The organism is Microbacterium sp. AZCO (assembly GCF_039614715.1).
In the GTDB taxonomy this organism is placed as follows: domain Bacteria; phylum Actinomycetota; class Actinomycetes; order Actinomycetales; family Microbacteriaceae; genus Microbacterium.
Window position 1 is genome coordinate 3,440,133 of the sequence record NZ_CP154857.1, and the last position, 20,591, is coordinate 3,460,723.

Sequence of the window (20,591 nt, forward strand, 5' to 3'; positions counted from 1 at the left end):
ATCCGGCCGACGACCTCGATAGCATCGACGTCGTGGGGCAGCACATCCTTGTCGTCGAAGACGACGACGGCATCGCACTCCCCCTCGTCCGCACGCTCACGCGTGAGGGCTACGACGTCGAGCGCGTCGCGGAGGGCGGAGCCGCCGTCGACCGCGTGCTGGCCGGCGGCTTCTCGCTCGTCGTCCTCGACCTGGGCCTCCCCGACATGGACGGCCTCGACGTGTGCCGTCGTGTCCGCGACGAGGGGTTCGAGGGCGGCATCGTCATCCTGACGGCCCGTGACGGCGAACTCGACCGCGTCGTCGGGCTCGACGTCGGCGCCGACGACTACATCGCCAAGCCGTTCGCCCTCGCGGAGCTGCTCGCGCGCCTGCGCGCCCTGCTGCGACGCAGCGGCACGCCTCACACGGTGCCGGCCGCCGCGGCGCCGGCCGCGGCATCCGGAACCCCTCTCTCCGTCGACCCCGACGCGCGACGGGCCTTCGCGGGCGACCGCGAGATCCAGCTCAGCACGAAGGAGTTCGACCTCGTGGCGCACCTGGACAAGAACCGCGGCAACGTCGTGACCCGCGAGCGCCTCATGGACGACGTATGGGACGAGAACTGGTTCGGCTCGACCAAGACCCTCGACGTGACGATCGCCCGCCTGCGCCAGAAGCTCGAGGACTCGGGCGCCGATGTGCGGATCACGACGATCCGCGGCATCGGCTTCCGCCTCGACGACGGGGCGGCGGATGCGTGAACGCCTCGTCCTCGCGTTCGTGGCGATGGCGGTCGGCATCATCGCCCTCTATGGCATCCCCCGTGCCTACATCGTCGCCGATCTGATCCAGACGAACGAGCAGCGCCGCGTCGAGCGCTCCGCCGAGCTGCTCGCGGTGCTCGTGGAGGAGCGTGAGGCGCACGGCATCGTGACGGCCGACTTCCTCGAGCCGCTCCTCGAGACCGGGGAGCGCATCACGTATGTCGGCCCCGACGGCGTGCCCGTGCAGGTCGGCGCGCCCGCCGCCGAAGATGACATCGTCTCGACAGCCGACGTGGAGGGCGGCGGCACCGTCGAGTTCAGCCGCTCCGGCGAGGTCGTCGCGGGGCGGGTGCAGGAGGCGGTCATGCCGGTGATCATCCTCGGCGTCGCGCTCATGCTCGTCTCGGCGATCGTCGCGGTGTGGCTCGCGCGCCGGCTGTCGCAGCCGTTCGTGCGCCTCGCCGGCATCGCCCGCCGCATCGGAGAGGGCTCGCTCGACGACGACAGCCCCCCGGCCCGGATCCCCGAGGCGCGGGCGATCGAAGACGCGCTGCGCTCGAGCGCGAGGACGCTCGAGGAGCGCATCCGGCGCGAGCACGAGTTCGCGGCGAATGCGTCGCACCAGCTGCGCACGCCCATCACGGCGCTGCGGCTCGAGCTCGAGGACGTCTCGCTCTGGCCCGAGACGGCGCCCGCCGTGCGGGAGCAGCTCGACCACGCGCTGCGCGAGATCGACCGTCTCTCCGACGCGATCGCCCATCTCCTCGCGCTCGCGCGCGGAGGAACGCCGGGAGCCGACGCCTGGACCGCCCTCGGACCGATGCTCGATCAGGCGGGCGACCGGTGGCGTGCGCAGGCGGTGGCCCAGCAGCGCGACATCCGGGTCGAGGCCGAACGGGTCGCCGCCACGAGCGTGCCGGCCCCCGCGACGCAGATCCTCGACGTGCTCATCCACAACGCCCTGCGGCACGGGCGCGGGCTCGTGACGGTCTCGGGCGCGCGCGCCAACGGGTACGTCACGGTCCGCGTGTCCGACGAGGGTCCGCGGCCGAGCGGCAATGCGATCTTCCAGCGCACGCCGGGACAGAGCACGAACGGCGGCGAAGGCATCGGCCTCGCACTCTCGGCGGAGCTCGCGGAGGCGCTCGGCGGCCACCTCCTCCTGGAGTCCACGCCGACGACGAAGTTCTCGCTCATCCTGCCGCAGCGCGAGACGCTCTGATCAGGCTCCGCGCGACCCCGCGTCGGTCGTGCCCACGTCGGTGCGGTGGAAGTTCTGGAAGGAACGGGATGCCGTGGGCCCCCGCTGGTTCTGATATCTGTTGCCGTAGGGGCCGGCGCCGTACGGCGTCTCGGCCGGCGACGACAGGCGGAAGAAGCACAGCTGCCCGATCTTCATGCCGGGCCACAGCTTGATGGGGAGCGTCGCGACGTTCGAGAGCTCGAGGGTCACGTGCCCCGTGAAGCCCGGGTCGATGAAGCCGGCCGTCGAGTGCGTCAGGAGGCCGAGGCGGCCGAGCGACGACTTGCCCTCGAGGCGGGCCGCGACGTCGTCGGGCAGGGTGATCTGCTCGAACGTCGAGCCGAGTGCGAACTCACCGGGATGCAGGATGAAGGGCTCGTCGGGCGCGACCTCGATGAGGTGCGTCAGATCGGGCTGATCCTCCGCCGGGTCGATGAAGGGGTACTTGTGGTTGTCGAACAGCCGGAAGTACCGGTCGAGCCGCACGTCGACGCTCGACGGCTGCACCATCTCGGGCTGCCACGGGTCGAGCGCGATCCGCTCGGCCTCGATCTCACGGCGGATGTCGCGGTCGGAGAGCAGCACGCGCCCAGCCTATCGAGGCTCAGGGAATGAATCGGAGGGGATGACGGGAATCGGCCACTCCGCCACTCCACACGCCGACTCCGTCGGCGCGCGGAGCCTCCGGCGGAGCGGGACCGCCCGGGGCGGGACGTTTCCTACGGCATCCACGCGAATGGCCTGACGAGCCGCCGGGGCGGCTCCTCAGGCCATTGGAGGGGATGACGGGAATCGAACCCGCGCTGTCTGCTTGGGAAGCAGAAGTTCTGCCATTGAACTACATCCCCGAGAGGCCTCTCGGCGCCCGGCAAGCATAACAGCCGTCGGGACCGCACCCGGGACTACTCGGCCTCGAGCCCCTCGACCGTGTACTGCCGCTCGATCCCCGCGGTCGTGCGACCCCACTCGCTCGCCGCGACCCGCTGCTGGTGCGCACGGAACGCCGCCGAGTCGGCGAAGAACTCCTCGACGCGCCACACGAGGCCGTCCTGGGTCGGCGTCACCTCGAACGAGAGGCAGCCGGGCTCGGCACGCGTCAGCGCGACGTGCGCAGCCAGGTTCGCGCGCACCAGGTCGGCCTGCGCGTCGTCGGCGCACACGAGGCTGCCGTGCAGTCGCACCTCCGCCATCACATCGACCGACGGCGACGCATCACGAGCAGCCCGCCGAGGAGCACGAGCAGCGACGCGCCCGCGGCCGCCGACCAGGCGATCGTCCCGCCCGTCACCGGCAGCGACGGCGGTGGGGTCGGCGTCGGGGTCGGGGTGGGCGTCGGCGTGGGCGGGGCGACCGGGTTCTCGGTGACGCAGCCGTCGCATCCACCGCCGTCGCCCAGCGGAGTCACGCTGTTGGTCAGGGTCACGCCCACGGCATCCGCATCCACGCGAACCTGGTAGGAGACGGAGACGGAACCTCCGACGGGGATGTCGGGGATCGCCCACGTGAGCGTCGTGCCGCTCAGCGAGAGCCCCGCCGCGGGCGTGCCGACGAACGCCGCGTTGTCGAGCACCTGGCGCAGGTCGTCGCGCGCTCCCGCACCGGACACGATGACGCCGCCGGTGTTGCTCGCGGTGAGCGTGTACGTCACGACCGAGCCCGGAGCCGCGCCGCCGGCGGGGGCGTCGCTCGCCTTGTGCAGCGTCCACCCGGGCACGTAGTGCGAGGTGTCGCACACGACGCACTCGCCTCCCGACCCCTGCGGCGCCACGACGTTGGCGAGTGTGGCACCGCGCGCACCGGCATCCACCACGACCGCATACGAGACGGTGGCGGTCTGGTCGGGCTGCAGTGTCGGAATCGCCCACGTCAGCGTCGTGCCGGTCACCGTGACGCCGGCGGGGAGCGGACCCGAGATCGTCGCGTCGTCGAGGACGTCGGTCAGGTCGTCGACCGCCGCGGCGCCGCTCACCACGGCGTCGGACGTGTTGTGCGCGGCGAGCGTGTAGGTGACCGTGTCACCCGGCGAGACGGTGCTTCCGGAGGACGGGTCGCTCGACTTCTCGAGCGTCCACTCGGGGGTGACGTGCATCGTGGAGCAGGGGTCGCACGAGGTGGGAGCCACCTCGCCCTCGGCGGTGACGGCGTTGCGGATCACCGCACCGACTGCGTCGTCGTCGACGATCACGTCGTAGACGAGCGTCAGCGGTCCGACCTGGCCATCGACACGGCCCACCGTCCACCTCAGCGCATCGGTCGAGAGTGCGACGGTTCCCTGGGACTGTTCGATCGAGCTGTCGTCGACGACGGCGACCGACGTCAGATCGGCGAGGTCGTCCTGGACGACGACGTCGTCGACCCAGCCGGGGCTCTCGGGTGTCACCGTGACGGTGTAGCGGATCCTGTCACCGGGCTCGACGGTGGACCCGCTCGGAGGGTCGCTCGTCTTGGTGACGGAGTAGGAGCCGACCTCGCGATTGATCGTGTTGGTCGCGGTGACGAGCGGTGTGCCGGTCGCGGGGATCGTGAAGGTGACGGAGGCGCCGCGGGTCAGCACTGTCGGGTTCTGCACCTCCATCGACGTCGACCAGGACAGCGATGGCGGAAGTGGCGGTTCGGTTCCCTCGCGCACAGTGCATTCCGAGCCCGCGGGCACGGCTTGGTCGGTCGCACCCCACTCGCCGAGGTCCCGCAGCTCGAACGTCCCGCTGTAGACATCGCCGTTGAGGGCGCGGCAGAACCAGTCGAAGGGGAAGAGGGTTTCGGGGTCGAACCCGCTGCGGAAGCCCGCGACGACCTTCCGCACCGTGAAGGAACCGAACACCCGGACGATCGGGTTCGTCACCGTGATCGTCGGAAGAGTCGTACCGGGGGACACTGTGACGACGGGATCGCTGAACCGCTCCTTGAGCCACTGGAACGACGTGTCGATCGCGACCGGCAGCTCGGCACGGCTCTCCGTCATGACGGCGCAGGTCGAGCCGACGAGGATCGGGGACGCGACGGTCGTGGTGGCTCCCGCGGCGATCGGGCCCCAATTGCCGCTCACCGATGTGCCGTCCTTCGCGCACTCGTACGTGCCCGAGAACGTCAGGTTGTTGTTGGGAGCGTTGGGGGTGACGGTCGGGCCCAGCTCGAGCTGCTTCGTGACCTGGAAGGTCGTCGTGACGCGGCGCGTCGAGTTCGTGATGCCGACCGTCGCGGGGCCGCCGGGGCTCAGCGTCACCGTGCGGTCGGCGGGGTCGTACTGGGGGTCGTTCCAGGCGTACGAGGCGTCCGTCAGAGCGGGCAGGGTATCTTCCGACACCGAGCAGACGGAGCTCGCCGGGATGCCGGCATCCGTCGTCACGTCGTAGACGCCGCCCGTCGCGGGCGTCGACCACGCGCCCGAGAAGAGGGTGTCGCCGTAGGTGCATCGCCACGTGCCCCCGACCGTCGTGCCGGCCGCGAATGCGCCGTCGACGCCCGTGTACGTCTTCGCGATCCGCAGCGCGCCGAACACCCGACCGGCGGTGTTGGTCACGGCGACCTCGGCGGGCGTGCCCGCGACGATCGACACCGGGCCGCTGATCGTCGGCGTGCCCCACGCCCACGATTCGTCGACGAATCCGGCCGACGGTGCGATCGTCGTCGTGTCCTCCTGCACCGAGCACGTCGAGGTCACGGGGAAGACGGTGTCGCCGGTCAGATCCGCCGCGACGCCGAGGGCGTCGGTCTGCCACGTGCCGCTGTAGGTGGTGTCCTGGTACTGGCACGAGTAGGTGCCCGAGAAGGTCGGGAGCGCGGCGATCGCATCGGCCGGGACGCCCGAGAGCTGCTTCACGATCCGCAGGCCGCCGAAGACCCGATCGATCGCATTGTCGACGACGACGGGGGTCGTCTGACCTGCGATGACACCGATGTCGACGCGCCCGCCGAACGCCCCGTTGCCGACCCGGTAGCGCACGGCTCCCCACGCGTAGGAGGCATCCACCAGATTGAGGTGCGGAGAGGCGATCGGCGCCTCGTTGACGGAGCACGTCCAGCCGGCCGGGACGTTGTCGACGATCACGACGGGAGCGCCGCCCGCCGCGATGGAGGCGTTCGCCTCGATCACGCCGTCGGCGCCGGAGAAGGCGCAGGTCACGCCGATCTGGAACGGCGGATCAGTCGGTGCGACGAAGCCCTCGACGGCTCCGCTCAGGGTCTTGGCGATCGTGATCGATCCCGTGTCGCGGGTGAGCGTGTTCGTCACGCCGATGGTGTTGATGCCGTCGAACGAGACCGAGGCGATGGGCGTGATCGCCGGCGGCGACTGCCAGCGGTACGACGGGTCGACACTCGGCGACGGCGGCGTGTTCTCGGTCGCCGTGCACGAGCTCGTCGCGAGCACGCGGTCGAACGGACCGGTCAGCACCGCGGGCTGCCCTGGCGTCGCTGTCCACTCTCCGCCCACCGTCTCCGTGCCGTAGGTGCACGACCACTGCCCGCTGTACTGCAGCCCCGGACGCAGGACGCTCTGGCTGAAGCCTGCGAGATCGATCGTCTTCTGCAGGCCGACGGTCGCGTACACCCGGATGACCGTGTTGGTGACGTCGATCGAGTAGTCCCCGTCGGCCTCGGCGACGTCGACCGATGCGGGCGCGAAGACGGGCGCCCCCCACTCGAAGGAGGCATCCTTCAATCCGGTATCGGGAGCCGACGGCAGCTGCTCGGTCGCGCGACAGGTCGAGCCGAGGTCTACCTGCCAGGTCGCCGAGCCGCCGGCGGCGAGGAACTTGCCGCCGAGGTTGGCCTCGGCGGAGCCACCGGGCGGCGTGCAGAGCAGCGTCACCGAGAAGATGCCACCGGACCCGGTGAACCCGCCGTCGGGATCGACGACGGTCTTGTTCACCGTGACGGGCACCTGCTTCGGCGTGATCGCGTTGGTCGCGACGACCGACACGGACGAGCCGTCGGACGGGATCGTGAACTGCACGGTCCCGTCGGCGCGAGGGAGGGTCGGGACGTTCGTGACGACGTAGCTCACGCCGTCCCACGTGTACGGGTCGATGGTGGCGGGGAGCGCGTCGAGGTCTTCTGCGACGAGGCACTGCGAGCCGACCGGGATCGCCTCGTCGGGACCCTCCACGCCGCCTGAGAGCATCGACAGCGTGCCGGAGATGACGGGTCCGGTCGGCGGCGTGCAGCTGTAAGTGAAGGTGAAGGGGGTGTCTTCGAACGCCGCGCCGGCGAGGCCGCCGGTCACCTGCTTCGCCACGAAGAAGCTCGCGGTGGAGCGATTGAGGGTGTTCGCGACGACCGACGTGCCTCCGCCCGTACCGATCACGACGGGCGCGGGGATCGACGTCGTCCACACGTACGACGGGTCTTCCGGCTGCACGGGCGAGGACGGGATCGCCTCCGTCACGGTGCAGGTCGAGGTCGCCAGCACCTGCACCGATGCCGAGCCACCGGGCTGGAGCGTCGCCGGGCCGCCCGCCGCCGGAGCCGTCCACGTGCCCGTGACCGGCGCATCCGCGTCGTAGGTGCACGACCAGGTGCCCGTGAAGGGGGCGGTCGGCTCAGCGCCCGTGTTGTTCGTGACGGTCTTCGAGATCGAGAACGGGGCCGTCACGCGGACGATGTCGTTGGTCACCGTGACGGGCAGCGGATCGACGCTGTTCGGCACCGACACTTCCTGGGGCTCAGGCGCAGCCCCCCACGCGTACGACGCGTCGAGCAGCGCCGCCGATCCCGTCGGCGGAGCGACCTCGATGACGGTGCACGAGGCGGCGATCGGCAGGTAGTCGGTGACCTGGATGCCGAAGTTCGGCGACGTGAACGAGAAGTCCTTCGAGTAGTTCGCTCCACCGCCCTGGGCCGGCGCGTCGCATGCGACCCGCAGCGTGAAGGATGTCTGGGCGTTCACGACCTCCAGGAAGTGCGCGACGGCCTTCGTGAGCGAGAGCCGGCCGAAGCCGATGCGGTTCGGGTTCGTGACGGTGACGGTCGCCGTGCCACCGGCCGGCACCGACACCGTTCCGGCCGTGAGCCCGGTGTAGGTCGCGGCGCCCCACACATACCCGGGCTGCAGCAGGCTCGCCGACGGCGGCGTCTCGACGACGCCGCACTGCACGCCCGCCGGCACGCGGACGGTCTTGCTGCCCCCGTTCGCGACGTTCACCGTGCCCGAGACGGAGCCGCAGTCGAAGGCGATCGCGAAGTCCTCGGCCGTGCCCGTGTAGCCCGCGCCCGTGACGGTCTTGGCGAGCTTCAGGTCGACGAGGTTGCGGATGAAGACGTTCGTGACGGCAAGGGTCGCCGGGCCGCCGGCCGGGATCGTGACGGTCGCGGGCGCGACGCTGAAGTCGCGCCACGCGTAGGACGCATCGATGAAGTCGCCCACCTCCGTCGCGAGCGTCTCGTTCACGATGCGGCAGACGGCCGTGGCAGGGATGCCGGTGACCGTCGCCGGAGTGCCGCTCGACACGCCGACGGTTCCGCTGCGCACGCTCTGCCCGCCGATCGTGCAGTCGTACGAGACGGGGAAGCTTCGCGTGGGCCCGCCGGTGTAGCCCGTGCCCGGCGTGTCGGCATTGCCGCCGACGATCGATTTGGTGATCTGCAGCGAGCCGGTCTGCTGCGACGCCGAGTTGCCGATGTCGACGAGCACCGACCCGTTCGCCGGGATGACCACGGGCAGAGGGTTCACGGGCGCGTTCCACGCCCAGGAGCCGTTGAGGAGGTCGGTCGAGCCGCTCGGCGGGTTCTGCTCGGTCACGGCGCAGGTCGCACCCGCGGGAAGGTTCGGGATCGACACGACGGCGCCGGGCGTGCCGTTCGTGGCGCTCGGGTTGACCGTCACCGTGCCGCTGACATTCCCGGGCGTGCAGGTGTACGCGGCCGTGAAGGCCTTCGCGGTCCCGGCCGTGTAGCCGCCTGCGGGCGAGGTCGTGACGGTCTTGGTGATCTGCAGCGTGCCGGTCTGGAAGCGGTTCACCACCTGGCACGTGACGTTCTGGCCGTTCGCGAGCGCCACCTGGCCGTTCGTGACGGGCACGCTCGTCGTCGGAGTGGCCGTGAGGAAGCACGACCAGTTGCCGTCCTGCACGTAGCCGGCGGTGCGAGAGCCGAGCGGTGTCTCGCTCAGCGTGTAGGTGCCCGCGATGACCGACTGATTCGTGATGGCCGGGTTCGGCGTCGTGTTCGTCTGTCCCGTCTGGCCGGCTCCCGCCACGTTCGCCTGTCCCGAGATCGACACGGGCGCCGCCGTCAGCGTCCAGTTGAACGGGCTGGCGAGGTCCCCCGGCTGGCCCGTCGTGATGACGGACTTCTTCAGGGTGAGCGTCGCGCGAGGCGTATACGTGTTCACGTATGTGCAGGTGATCGGGATCGCGGCCGCGACCGAGGTCGAGAGGTCGCCCGTGAACGTCACCGACTGCCCGCTCACCTGTCCGATCGGACTGCCCACGCCGTCACGACAGGTGAGCGACGTGAAGGTCCACGGCGCCGTCTGCGAGCCCTCCGTCAGCGTGACGTTCTCGCCCACTGTGTACGTGCGGCCGGTCAGCGTCGCCTGCCCCGCGGCGCCCGTGCCGGTCGGCTGCAGGGTGAAGTCGTTTCCCCAGACGGAGCCCGCGGCGTTGCTCGCGGAGTCGAAGGAGAAGGCGGGGAAGGATGCCGGCGCGCCGTACGGCGCGACGACCTGCTTGACGATCGTCACGGGCCGCACCTGCTGCACGGAGGCGTAGAGGCAGCCGTAGGTGACGGCATCCTCCACCGTGCTGAAGGTGTTGACGACCGTGCCGACGTTCGACACTGTTGCGGGGCACGTGTTGCCCGAGCCCGGCCCGGTGAAGCCGAGCACGACCAGCGTGTACGTGATGCCGTTGTCGACGAACGTCTGATCGCTGATCTGGTTCGTGAAGTCGAGGATGTCGTTGTCGCGCGAGTCGCCGAAGCTGTTGGGCGTCTCGTTCATGCGCCACTGGTAGTTCAGCTGCACGCCGGCGAACTGGATCTGCATCTGCCCGCGGAACCACGAGCTCGTGAGCAGGCTCAGCGGCCGGTTCGCGTGCACCATACGACCGAGGTTGAAGACGGTGTTGACGGGCACTGTCGAGACGCTCGACGGAGCGAAGCCGAGGGCGCTCTGATTGGACAGGTCGAGCTGCGCGGTGACCGACTGGTTGTTGCGGAAGCCGTGCGCCGTCCACGCGGTGCTCCCGTTCCCGACCCATCCGGAATAGCCGTCGGTGTTGTAGAGCGGGTTGCCCGAGGTGCCCGCCGACCCGCCGGGGTTGGCGATCGTCCCGGTCGTGCCGCCGGTGTTGGAGCCGTAGCGGAAGTAGTCGCCGTTCACCGGGTTCGCCGTGCCGTTCGCGCTCGTCCACCCCGACTGGGTGAACATGCGGGACTGGATGGCGACGCTGAGGGCGGCATCCGCCTGACTCGCGCCGACGGTGAGCTGCCCGATCGACAGACTCGCCGCGAGGGCGATGACGAGGGTCACGATGACGGTCATCGAGAGGCCACGTGCGGCTCCACGACGAGGTGACACGGAACTGCGAGCCATAGCCCAACCCCCCGGGGTGCGATCTCCCCCCCGGGCGATCTGAGCCCGACGTTAGCGCGGAGGCGTCGATCCCACCAACGATTGCGGACGAAGACATCCGGAAAGGGTGAGCCCGACGAGTCGCGGCATCCCGTCAGCCGATCGGCTCTGCCGCCTCCCGGGCGGCGCGCTGCGACGAGCGGACCGCCCCGATGCTCGCCAGGATGACGAGGGCGATGCCGAGGATCTCGAGCCACGACAGGGTCTGGCCGAGCAGCAGCCACCCGGCGAGCGCGGCCGTCGCGGGCGCGAGGCTCATGAGGATCGCGAAGGCGGATGCCGCGAGCCGGCGCAGCGCGATCAGCTCGAACGCGTACGGGATCGTCGAGGAGAGCACCGCGACCGCGGCGCCGAGGGCGAGGAGCTCGGGGCGCAGCAGCGCGGCACCGGCCGACGCGATGCCGAACGGCAGCGACACGAACGCTCCCACCGTCATCGCGAGCGCGAGGCCGTCGAGCCTGGGGAACTCCCGGCCCACGCGCGCCGACGCGAGGATGTAGAAGGCCCAGCTCGCGGCGGCGCCGAGCGCGAAGAGCACGCCGACCGGGTCGAGGCGGTCCCACCCTCCCCCGCCGAGCGCGAGCACGCCCGCGAAGGCGACGCCGGCCCACACCCACGCCGACGAGCGCCGGGCGGCGACGATCGAGAGCACGAGCGGTCCGAGCACCTCGATCGTCACCGTCACGCCGAGCGGCAGACGTTCGAGCGCGAGGTAGAAGAGGCCGTTCATCGTCGCGAGCACGAGGCCGAACCCCACGACGGCCAGCCAGCCCGCGCGCGAGTGGCCGCGCACCGACGGCCGCGCGATGAGCAGCAGCACGATCGCCGAGAACGCGAGCCGCAGCATGACCATCCCGAGCGGCCCGACCTGAGGGAACAGCAGCACGGCGAGCGATGCGCCGATCTCCTGGCACGCGAGTCCCGCGACGACGAGGGCGATCGCCGACGTCTGGCCGCTGCGCGGCGTCACACGCACCACGTCGCGAGGCCCGCCCGGGTCACGGGATCGGGCAGATCGCGGCCGCCGTGATGGCGTCGTGGTACTGCTGCGCGGTCCACGGGAGTCCCGCCTCCGGGACCGTCTGACCCGACGCCGCGGGCGCCTTCGACGCGAGCGCCGCGAGCTCCCACGCGAGGTAGAGCGCGGGTGTGTTGCCCATCGCGGAGTTGTTGAGCACGACGGCGACCGTGAGTCCGGTGTCGGGGTCGGCGAACGCGGCGGTCGAGTAGCCCGGCACAGAGCCGGTCTGACCGATGAGCGAACCGGCCTGATAGGCACCGCCCGCGGCGGTGAACCACGACGGCGCACCCGGGAAGGCGGGCAGCGGCGACGCGAAGCGATCGCTCTTGTCGGGCAGCAGCGCGCCCGAGGCGAGCGCCTGCGCGTAGCGGCCGAGGTCGTCGATGTCGGACACGACGCCCGAGTCGGTGTAGCCCGTGGTCGTCGAGAGGGCGGTCACGTCGAGCGGCTGGGCGCAGTTCATCGCACCCGCCGCGTCGCGCTGGGACAGGTATCCCGACAGCATCTCGGTCTTCGACGGTGTGGATGCCGGCGACGGAAGCTGCGTGGCCTTGAGACCGAGCGGCTGGTCGACGTACTGGTCGAGCAGCTGCGAGGCGGTCTTGCCGGTCGCTCGCTCGAGCGCGAGGCCCAGCAGCAGGTACCCCGCATCGGAGTCGACGTACGACGTGCCGGGCTCGCCCGTGCGCGGCATCCCGAGTCCGAAGCTCGCGAGCTCGCGCGGGCTCCACTGGCGCGCAGGGTTCGAGAGCCATGACCCCAGCAGCTGGCCGGAGTACGAGCCGATGCCCGACGTGCTCGCGCAGAGCTCGGCAAGCGTGATGTTGCTGAGGTCGGCGACGCCCGACACGTAGTCGGTGATCGGATCGTCGAGCGAGACCGTGCCCTGGTCGGCGAGCGCGTACAGCACGTCGCAGGTCATGGCGCGCGTGACCTGCCCGACCTTGAACTCCCGATCGGCGGCGACGGCGTCCTTGCCGCCGGGGGTCTCGGTGCCGAGCCCCGACACCCAGGAGCCGCTCCACGGCGCCCAGACGCCCACGACGGCGCCGGACGCGCCGGAGGCGGCCATCGCGTGGGTGACGGCATCCTGGAGCTGCTTCACCGTGTCGGCGGGCAGATCGCCCTCCGCCTGCGACGGAAGGTCGATGGGCGCCGCCTGCGGCGCGGTGCATGCCGCGAACGCCAGTGCCGCCACGAGGGCGAGCGCCATGGCGGTGCCGGCCCGGCGGATTCGGCGCGGGTGCCTCACACTCTCACCCCCCGATGATCGTCATCCGATCTAAACACACGGCGCGGGTTTCACCCGAGTCGCCTCCCTAGGCTTGACAACATGACGTTCCTCTTCGACTCGGATGCCGTTACCGGCGTGCTCCGCCACATGAACGGCGACCACACCGACGACAACCTCCTGATCGCGAGAGCCTTCGGCGGGGAGCCCGATCTCGTGTCGGCCACGATGACGGGCTTCGACGGAGACGGCGGCGACTGGCTCGCCGAGACCGCCGACGGCAGGAGCGTCGCGGTCCGCGCGCCGTGGCCGGGCGGTCCGATCACCGAGCGGCCCCAGGTGCGGCGCGAAGTCGTCGCGCTGTACGACGAGGCCTGCCGCCGCCTCGGCGTCGAGCCGCGACCCCACTCGTAGCGAACCCGTAACTTAGGACGACCTTACCTTGAGCTAGCATGAAGGTATGGTCGACCCGATCCCGTTCTCCACAGCGCTGCGCGAGCGCTCCAGCTCCGCCCACTCCACGAGCGAGCACGCAGGCTTCATGGCCGACCTCATCAAGGGAGAGGGAACGCGCGACGACTACATCGCCCTGGTCGCGCAGCACTGGTTCATCTACGAGGCCCTCGAGTCGGCGACGGAGCGGATGCGGCGCGATCCTGTCGCCTCCGTCTTCATCAGCGACAAGCTGACGCGGCTCCCCGCGCTCGAGGCCGACCTCGAGTTCCTCCTCGGCCCCGACTGGCGCGAGCGCATCGCTCCCCTGCCGACGACCCGCCGCTACGTCGACCGCATCAACGCCGTCGCGGCGACCTGGGCGGGCGGTTTCGTCGCGCACCACTACACGCGCTACCTCGGCGACCTCTCGGGCGGACAGTTCATCGGCCGGCTCATGGCGCGTCGCTTCGGCTTCGAGACGAACGGCATCGGCTTCTACCTCTTCGACGAGATCGCCGACCCGAAGGCCTTCAAGGACGTCTATCGCGATCAGCTCGACGCCGCGCCGTGGGATGCCGACGAGCAGGCCCGCGTCATCGACGAGGTGCTCCTCGCCTACCGCTACAACACCGAGCTCTTCGAAGACCTCGCCGCCGCGAAGTCGGCGAAGGTCGCCTGATCAGGATGCCGCGGGCCGGCGCACCGCGTTGGCCATGAACCGCCGCACGTCGGGGTCGACCTGGATGTCGCGCGGGCGCAGCGGGCGCGACAGGTAGAGCCCCTCGAGCGACGTCAGGCGCGACAGCGCGACGTACGTCTGCCCCGGCGCGAACGCGCCCGAGCCGAGGTCGATGATCGCCCGGTCGTACGTCTTGCCCTGCGACTTGTGGATCGTGACCGCCCACGCGAGACGGAGCGGGAACTGCGTGAACTCGGCGACGATGTCGCGCGAGAGCGACTTCGACCCGGGGTCGTACGAGTAGCGGAATCTCTCCCACACGGCGGGCTCGACGTCGAACTCCTGCCCCTCGACGTCGACCCGCACCGTCTCGCCCGCGATCCGGGTCACGGTGCCGATCGTGCCGTTGACCCAGCGCGGGGCGTCGCCGAACCCCGCGACGTCGTTGCGCAGGAACATCACCTGCGCCCCGACCTTGAGCTGCAGCTCGACGTCTGCCGGGTACGCGGCATCCCCTCGCCCGAAGTCGCCGTTGATCTCGGCGTTGGCCGTCTGCTGCCGCCCGGGCAGGGCGTCCAGGTGACGGCGGTTGATGCTGGTCACGATGTCGTTGCGCGTCGCGAGCGTGATGATGGGCGTCTCGCCCTCGACCGGCTCCGGCGGCCGGCGCGCGCCGGTGTCGTTGAGCACCTGGGCGATGTCGGCGGTCACGATGCCGTGGCGCACGGCGTTGAGCATCGCCTTGAACCCGGGATCGGTCTGGCGGTGGATGTCGACGAGCTCGCGGATGTTGAGATCGGCGCCGAAGGGACCCAGCTCCGCGAAGCCCTCGAGGGAGGGCCCGTCGGCGAGCGCCGTCGGGCCGCCGTTCCACACGTGCGCGTCGAAGAACCAGAACGAGCGGTAGTGGTCGCGCACGTAGCGCAGCTCGTCGCCACGCGGCGGCACGGGCGCGAGCTGGTACGGGTCGCCGAACATCACGATCTGCACGCCGCCGAACGGCTCGCCGCGGCGGCCCCGCGCCTTGCGGAGGGCTCGGTCGATGGCGTCCATGAGATCGGCGTTGACCATCGAGATCTCGTCGATCACGAGCGTGTCGATCGCGTTGAGCAGCTTGCGCGTCGCGTCGGACTGGTCCTCGTCGTGCGATCCGATGATGCCGAGCGGGAGCTTGAAGAGCGAGTGGATCGTCTGGCCCTCGACGTTGAGCGCGGCGACCCCCGTCGGTGCGCACACCGCGATCTGCTTCGAGGTGTTCCACGCGAGGTGCTGCAGCAGCGTCGACTTGCCCGTGCCGGCGCGACCGGTCACGAACACGTGCTCGCGGGTGTCTTCGATGAGCCGGAACAGCGCCTCCTGCTCGGTCGAGAGAGGCGGCGCGATCACCGATTCATGGTAACGAGCGGATGCCGCGCCGCGGCGCTCCGCGACCGCACGGCGCAGCATCCACCCCCGTCACACAGCGTCCCCGTCCAGGGTTCCGCCAGGCGTCCTTTCCTAGAATTGCCGCATGGACCGGGGGGTCATCGGCACCAGCCCCGAGGATGCGTCGGCGCCCTCGGACGACTCGCCGACCCCGCCGTCGTCCACAGCCCCCTCTCCTCCCCAGCTCTCGTCCGAGCCGGAGGGCGACGCAGCACCGCCCCGCCGGCCCCGACGGCGCGCGCGGCTCGGCGTCGACCTCGCCCTCCTCGGCATCGTGGGCGTCCTGCTCGTCGGGGCCGTCGGAGCCGGGGTCGCCACCCTCTACCGGGAGTTCTACAGCCCGAGCGCCTTCGTCGATCGCTACCTCGACCTGCTCGCGAAGGGTCGCGCCGCCGACGCCCTCGGCGTGCCGGGGGTCGCGGTCGATGCGAGCGAGCTCGAGGCGGCGGGGCTCCCGGCCGCGGCATCCGATGCCCTGCTCCGCAGTGCCGCCCTCGCACCGCTCACCGACGTGCACGTCGTCTCCGAGACGCCGCACGGCGAGCACGTCGACGTCGTCGTCGACTACAAGGCGGGCCCGTACCCCGGTCGCACGACGTTCGAGGTGGAGAGCAACGGCATGATCGGCGTCGCGCCGACGTGGCGGTTCGCGCGAAGCCCGCTCGCCGTCGTCGACCTCACGGTGCTCGGCTCGATGAGCTTCGAGGTCAACGGCTTCCCCATCGACAAGCGTCAGGTCTCCCCCGACGGCGTCGACGCCGACCCCGTCGCGCCGATCCCCCTCCTCGTCTTCTCGCCCGGCGTCTACTCCGTCTCGGTCGACACGCCGATCTCGGCGACCCGCGGTGTCGCGGTGCTCTCCGACAGCCCGCTCGACTCGACCGATGTCGACGTGCAGGCCGAGGCGACGAAGCAGTTCTCCGACGTCGTGCAGAAGAAGGTCGAGGAGTTCCTCTCGGCCTGCGCGACGCAGGAAGTCCTCCTCCCGACGGCATGCCCCTTCGGCTACACCGTCGAGGACCGCATCGTCTCGGCGCCGCAGTGGTCGATCGCCCAGCAGCCCACGGTCGCGGTGAAACCCGACGGCGCAGCCTGGAAGATCCCCTCGACCGAGGCGGTGGCCCACATCGAGGTCGACATCCGCTCGCTCTTCGACGGCACCGTGCGCCATGTCTCCGAAGACGTCCCCTTCCTCCTCACGGGTGCCATCAGCGTCCTCCCAGACGGCTCCGCCTCCATCGTCGTCTCGGGCACCGACACGCTCTGATCGAGGGATGCCTCGCCACGCGCGGGGCCGGCCGCGAGGGGCCATCCGGGGCGGATGACCCGCTCACCGCTCGCGGGCCGCAGCGAGGATGATCGAGCCATGGCCACGAGGAGATCGACGCGCTGGATCCCCGGCCTCGCCGTCGCGCGGGAGTACAAGGCGGCCTGGCTGTGGCCCGATATCCGCGCCGGCATCGTCGTGACCGCGCTGCTCATCCCCGCCGGCATGGGCTACGCCGAGGTCGCGGGCCTCCCACCGGAGACGGGCCTGTACGCGACGATCGTGCCGCTCGTCGCCTACGCGATCTTCGGCCCCTCCCGCATCCTCGTGCTCGGCCCCGACTCGTCGCTCGCGCCGATCATCGCCGCCGCGATCCTGCCCCTCGCGCTCGGCGACGGGCAGCGTGCCATCGCGCTCGCGGGGCTCCTCGCGATCATGGTCGGTGCGCTGCTGCTCCTGGGCGGCGTCCTGCGGCTGGGCTTCGTGACCGACCTGCTCTCGAAGCCCATCCGCGTCGGCTACCTCAATGCGATCGCGCTGCTCGTCATCGTGTCGCAGATCCCGAAGCTTCTCGGCTTCTCCACCGACGCCGCCGGCATCTGGCCCGAGGTCGTCGCCATCGTGCAGGCGATCGGCGCGGGCGAGGTGCTCCCCCTCGCGGCCGCGTTCGGCATCCTGTCGCTCGTCGTCATCTTCATCCTGAAGTGGATCAAGTCGCCCGTCCCGGGAGTGCTCGTCGTGGTCGTCCTCTCGATGATCGTGACGGCCGTCTTCGGGCTCGTCGACCAGCTGCCGGTCGTCGGCGCGCTCCCGCAGGGCCTTCCCGCTCCCGCGCTGGAGGGACTGCAGTGGACCGACGTGGCCGCCCTCGCGGGACCCGCGGCCGGAATCGCGCTCGTCGCCTTCACCGACAGCGCCGTCCTCTCGCGCACGTTCGCCGCCCGACGCGGGGAGTCGGTGAGCGGCAGCCAGGAGATGGCGGGCATCGGGCTCGCCAACATCGCGGGCGGCGCCCTGGGCGGCTTCCCCGTCTCGGCGTCGTCGTCTCGCACCCCCGTCGCCGAGCAGGCGGGCGCGAAGTCTCAGCTCACCGGGGTCGTCGGGGCGGCGCTCATCGTCGCGTTCATCCTGCTCGTCCCGGGGCTCACCGAGTTCCTGCCGTCGGCGACCCTCGCCGCCGTCGTGATGGGCGCCGCGACGAGCCTCATCGACGTGCGTGGATTCCGGGCGCTGTGGCGCATGGACAAGGTCGACGCGTCGCTGTCGCTCGCGGCGTTCCTCGGCGTGCTCGTCTTCGGCGTCCTCGAGGGCATCGTCGTGACGATCATCCTGTCGCTCCTCGCCTTCGTGAACCGCTCCTGGCGTCCCTATCGCGCCGAGCTCGGCCGCGTGACGGGACTGCGCGGCTACCACGACCTCTCGCGCTACCCCGACGAGGGCGAGCGTCTTCCGGGCATCGTCATCGTGCGCTGGGATGCGCCGCTGTTCTTCGCGAACGGCGCCGTCTTCGACGACTGGGTGCGTTCGCGCGTCCGGGATGCCGGACCCGGCGTGCGAACCCTGATCCTCGCCGCCGAGCCCATCACCGACATCGACACCACGGCGATCGACGAGCTGGTCGAGCTCGACGACTACCTCTCGGTCCACGGCATCCGGCTCGTCATCGCCGAGATGAAGGACCCGGTGAAGGACACGCTGCGCGAGTACGGGATGTCGGGCCGCTTCACTCCGGACCGCTTCGCGCCGACGGTCGGCGCCGCCGTCGACGAGCTCACGGGTGAGCTGCGGGGCGACCTCGACGGCACCAAGTGGGACGACGACTCCGAGCCCGAGAAGCCCGCCTGAGTCGGAGTCAGCGTCCGGCGGTGCGGGCGTCCCGCTCGGCGAGCTCGGCGAGCCGCTGGTTGTACGCCTCGAGCTCGGCATCCCCCGAGCGATCCACCGCGCGGTCGCGGCGACGCTGCTGGCGGTCGTCGGAGCGGCTCCACTGGATCGCGACCGTGATCGCGAGGATGAGCGTCGGGATCTCGCCGATCGACCACGCCACGCCGCCGCCGACGTACTGATCCTGCAGCGGCGTCGCACCCCACGTGCGGCCCATCGCCCCGAACCACTCCGACACCATGAGCCCCGTCTGCATCATCAGGACGATGCCGAAGAAGGCGTGCATCGCCATGATGCCGATGAGCAGCAGCAGACGCCCCGGGTACGGAAGGCGGTACGGAACGGGGTCGACGCCGATGAGCGACAGCGCGAAGAGGTATCCCGTGATGAGGAAGTGCGCGACCATCCACTCGTGGCCGAGGTGGTCGTAGAGCGACCAGCGGAAGAGGTCGGTGAAGTAGAAGAGCCACAGCGAGCCCATGAAGAGCGCGGCCGCGACGAAGGGATGCGTCAGCACCCGCGCGACGGGCGAGTGCACAGCCCAGAGGATCCATTCCCGTCCGCCGCGCGTGCCGTCCTCGCGCTTGCGGATGGCCCGCGCCGCGAGGGTCACCGGCGCGCCGGCGACCAGGAGCAGCGGGATCGCCATCGACAGCAGCATGTGCCCGACCATGTGCACGCTGAACAGGTAGTCCTGGTACGCGTTGACCGGGCCGCAGGTCACCCAGAAGAGCAGCGCGAGCCCCAGCACCCACAGGATCGTGCGGTGCACGGGCCAGCGGTCGCCGCGCCGCGCGAGCCGCCACACGCCGGCGAGGTAGAAGAAGATGCCGAAGCCCGCCGCGAAGGCCCAGACGAGGTCGATGTCCCAGGACGTGAGCCAGCGCTCGATCGTCAGCTCGGGCGGCAGGGGCGCGCCGGTGAGGATCTCGGCGGGTGTGCGGATCTCCGGCAGCGCAGAATTCGTCGGCGGAGGGGTGCGGGCGAGTGCGGCCGCGGCCCCGCTCGCGAGTCCCATGAAGGCGAGCTCCAGCGCGATGAGCGACCAGAAGCGGCGGCTCGCGGCATCCTCCCCCAGACGCGCGATGGAGCGCCGGCGGTAGAGCGCGCCCAGGACGCCGATCGCGAGCAGCGCCACGACCTTCACCAGGAGGATCACGCCGTACGGGCTCGCGAGGTTCGACCACGCACCCACCCCGATGACGGCGCGCGCGGTGCCCGAGATGGCGACGACGACGAACGCCGCCAGTGCGATGCTCGAGTAGCGCCCCATGGCGGTCGCGATGCCGTCACGGTTCACGAGCGGCCGGATGACGACGAGCAGCACGAGCCCGCCCAGCCACACGGCGGCGCCGATCATGTGCAGCACGAGCGCCATGACGGCGGCGTTGTGGTTGGCCTCCTCGCCCGAGTGGCCCTGCGTCCCCATCGGCACGAGCGCGGCGATCGCCAGGATCGCGACGAAGAAGGTCGCCGTCCACCCGCGCACCGCGAACGCGAGCACTGTCAGCGCCGCGCCGGCGATCGTCGTGATGAGCCATGTGCGGCCGAGCTCGGTGTCGACGAGGAATCGCCCGAGCTGGGCGCCGAACTCCGGCGCTGCGCTGACCTCGGGGTTGAACGAGTCGAGGAACGTGAGGAATCCGGTGAGCGCTGCGGCGATCGTGAAGACGGCGGCGGAGATGGATGCCACGTCGAGCGCCGTGTCGAACTCGCGCTCGCCCGCCTTGAGCGCGAAGAGCGCCACGACGAGCGCGCCGACCATGCCGGCGGCGGAGAGGTTGACGAACATCGTCGCCGCGGGCAGGCCCCAGCGCACGAAGGGCCCGGGGTCGCCGAGCACGAGCGGCGCCGCTCCCCCGCCGTACGCGAGTCCCCACACGAGCGCGACGAGCGCGACCGCGACGAGGATCACGGGCCCGGCGGCCCGCAGCGCGCGGGAGTTCACCTGTCAAGCCTACGTGCGGCGACCTTGGAGATTCCCCTTCGGCCAGAGCCCGTGCTCTCACCGAGAGCCCACGTTGCGAACCGTGCGGGACATGGGCTTTCGGTCACAGCACGGGCTCTGGACATCATGCGACGGGCCGC

The 20,591-nt window shown here is 70.8% G+C and carries 13 protein-coding genes and 1 tRNA gene; 6 read left to right on the forward strand and 8 right to left on the reverse strand.

Features of this window, described 5'->3' with window-relative positions; translation table 11 throughout:
• The first annotated feature begins 32 nt into the window (after positions 1-32).
• Both AAIB33_RS15735 and AAIB33_RS15740 read left to right on the forward strand, forming a co-directional pair.
• A complete protein-coding gene (locus AAIB33_RS15735; RefSeq protein ID WP_345803456.1) occupies positions 33-743 on the forward strand; it encodes a response regulator transcription factor in 711 nt (236 codons plus the stop codon).
• On the forward strand, positions 736-1,968 hold the full coding sequence (locus AAIB33_RS15740) for a HAMP domain-containing sensor histidine kinase (RefSeq protein WP_345800903.1): 1,233 nt from the start codon (positions 736-738) through the stop codon (positions 1,966-1,968). The genes AAIB33_RS15735 and AAIB33_RS15740 overlap by 8 nt, the downstream gene beginning before the upstream one ends.
• Here the strand turns inward: AAIB33_RS15740 and dcd are convergent, their stop codons facing one another.
• From dcd to AAIB33_RS15770, 6 genes are all read right to left on the reverse strand, one after another.
• Positions 1,969-2,574, reverse strand: coding sequence for a dCTP deaminase (gene dcd, locus AAIB33_RS15745; RefSeq protein WP_345800904.1), 606 nt, complete (start codon positions 2,572-2,574; stop codon positions 1,969-1,971).
• A 189-nt stretch (positions 2,575-2,763) separates the two neighbouring features.
• Positions 2,764-2,837: transfer RNA gene (locus AAIB33_RS15750), tRNA-Gly, on the reverse strand.
• 54 nt (positions 2,838-2,891) lie between these two features.
• Complete coding sequence (locus AAIB33_RS15755; RefSeq protein WP_345800905.1) at positions 2,892-3,179, reverse strand: antibiotic biosynthesis monooxygenase; 288 nt, start codon at positions 3,177-3,179, stop codon at positions 2,892-2,894.
• Positions 3,179-10,471, reverse strand: a complete 7,293-nt coding sequence (locus tag AAIB33_RS15760; RefSeq protein WP_345800906.1) for a DUF5979 domain-containing protein — start codon at positions 10,469-10,471, stop codon at positions 3,179-3,181. The genes AAIB33_RS15755 and AAIB33_RS15760 overlap by 1 nt, the downstream gene beginning before the upstream one ends.
• 184 nt (positions 10,472-10,655) lie before the next feature.
• The gene (locus AAIB33_RS15765; protein WP_345800907.1) at positions 10,656-11,531 is read right to left on the reverse strand and encodes an EamA family transporter; all 876 of its coding nucleotides are present in this window, start codon (positions 11,529-11,531) and stop codon (positions 10,656-10,658) included.
• A 28-nt stretch (positions 11,532-11,559) separates the two neighbouring features.
• On the reverse strand, positions 11,560-12,834 hold the full coding sequence (locus AAIB33_RS15770; protein WP_345800908.1) for a serine hydrolase domain-containing protein: 1,275 nt from the start codon (positions 12,832-12,834) through the stop codon (positions 11,560-11,562).
• A gap of 81 nt (positions 12,835-12,915) precedes the next feature.
• Between AAIB33_RS15770 and AAIB33_RS15775 the strand changes: the two genes are divergently transcribed.
• Both AAIB33_RS15775 and AAIB33_RS15780 read left to right on the forward strand, forming a co-directional pair.
• Positions 12,916-13,227 carry a DUF2470 domain-containing protein gene (locus AAIB33_RS15775; RefSeq protein ID WP_345800909.1) on the forward strand — a complete coding sequence of 104 codons (312 nt, stop codon included), beginning with the start codon at positions 12,916-12,918 and terminating at the stop codon, positions 13,225-13,227.
• Positions 13,228-13,273: 46 nt separating this feature from the next.
• The gene (locus tag AAIB33_RS15780) at positions 13,274-13,927 is read left to right on the forward strand and encodes a biliverdin-producing heme oxygenase (RefSeq protein ID WP_345800910.1); all 654 of its coding nucleotides are present in this window, start codon (positions 13,274-13,276) and stop codon (positions 13,925-13,927) included.
• On the opposite strand, the gene AAIB33_RS15785 is transcribed toward AAIB33_RS15780, so the two are convergent.
• Positions 13,928-15,313: an AAA family ATPase gene (locus tag AAIB33_RS15785; protein WP_345800911.1), complete on the reverse strand. Its 1,386-nt coding sequence runs from the start codon at positions 15,311-15,313 to the stop codon at positions 13,928-13,930.
• A gap of 124 nt (positions 15,314-15,437) precedes the next feature.
• On the opposite strand from AAIB33_RS15785, the gene AAIB33_RS15790 reads away from it, so the two are divergent.
• Positions 15,438-16,619 (forward strand): hypothetical protein, encoded by a 1,182-nt coding sequence (locus AAIB33_RS15790; RefSeq protein WP_345800912.1) that lies wholly within the window; start codon positions 15,438-15,440, stop codon positions 16,617-16,619.
• A 99-nt stretch (positions 16,620-16,718) separates the two neighbouring features.
• Complete coding sequence (locus AAIB33_RS15795) at positions 16,719-18,464, forward strand: SulP family inorganic anion transporter (RefSeq protein ID WP_345800913.1); 1,746 nt, start codon at positions 16,719-16,721, stop codon at positions 18,462-18,464.
• Between the two features lie 7 nt (positions 18,465-18,471).
• Here AAIB33_RS15795 and AAIB33_RS15800 read toward each other — a convergent pair whose 3' ends face one another.
• The gene (locus tag AAIB33_RS15800) at positions 18,472-20,451 is read right to left on the reverse strand and encodes a cytochrome c oxidase assembly protein (RefSeq protein ID WP_345800914.1); all 1,980 of its coding nucleotides are present in this window, start codon (positions 20,449-20,451) and stop codon (positions 18,472-18,474) included.
• Positions 20,452-20,591: the final 140 nt, after the last annotated feature.

Bases quoted from the DNA above. Each gene is read 5' to 3' on its own strand.
- AAIB33_RS15740 (WP_345800903.1), top strand. From the start codon at position 736: ATGCGTGAACGCCTCGTCCTCGCGTTCGTGGCGATGGCGGTCGGCATC.
- AAIB33_RS15755 (WP_345800905.1), bottom strand. From the start codon at position 3,179: ATGGCGGAGGTGCGACTGCACGGCAGCCTCGTGTGCGCCGACGACGCG.
- AAIB33_RS15760 (WP_345800906.1), bottom strand. From the start codon at position 10,471: ATGACCGTCATCGTGACCCTCGTCATCGCCCTCGCGGCGAGTCTGTCG.
- AAIB33_RS15775 (WP_345800909.1), top strand. From the start codon at position 12,916: ATGACGTTCCTCTTCGACTCGGATGCCGTTACCGGCGTGCTCCGCCAC.
- AAIB33_RS15780 (WP_345800910.1), top strand. From the start codon at position 13,274: ATGGTCGACCCGATCCCGTTCTCCACAGCGCTGCGCGAGCGCTCCAGC.
- AAIB33_RS15790 (WP_345800912.1), top strand. From the start codon at position 15,438: ATGGACCGGGGGGTCATCGGCACCAGCCCCGAGGATGCGTCGGCGCCC.
- AAIB33_RS15795 (WP_345800913.1), top strand. From the start codon at position 16,719: ATGGCCACGAGGAGATCGACGCGCTGGATCCCCGGCCTCGCCGTCGCG.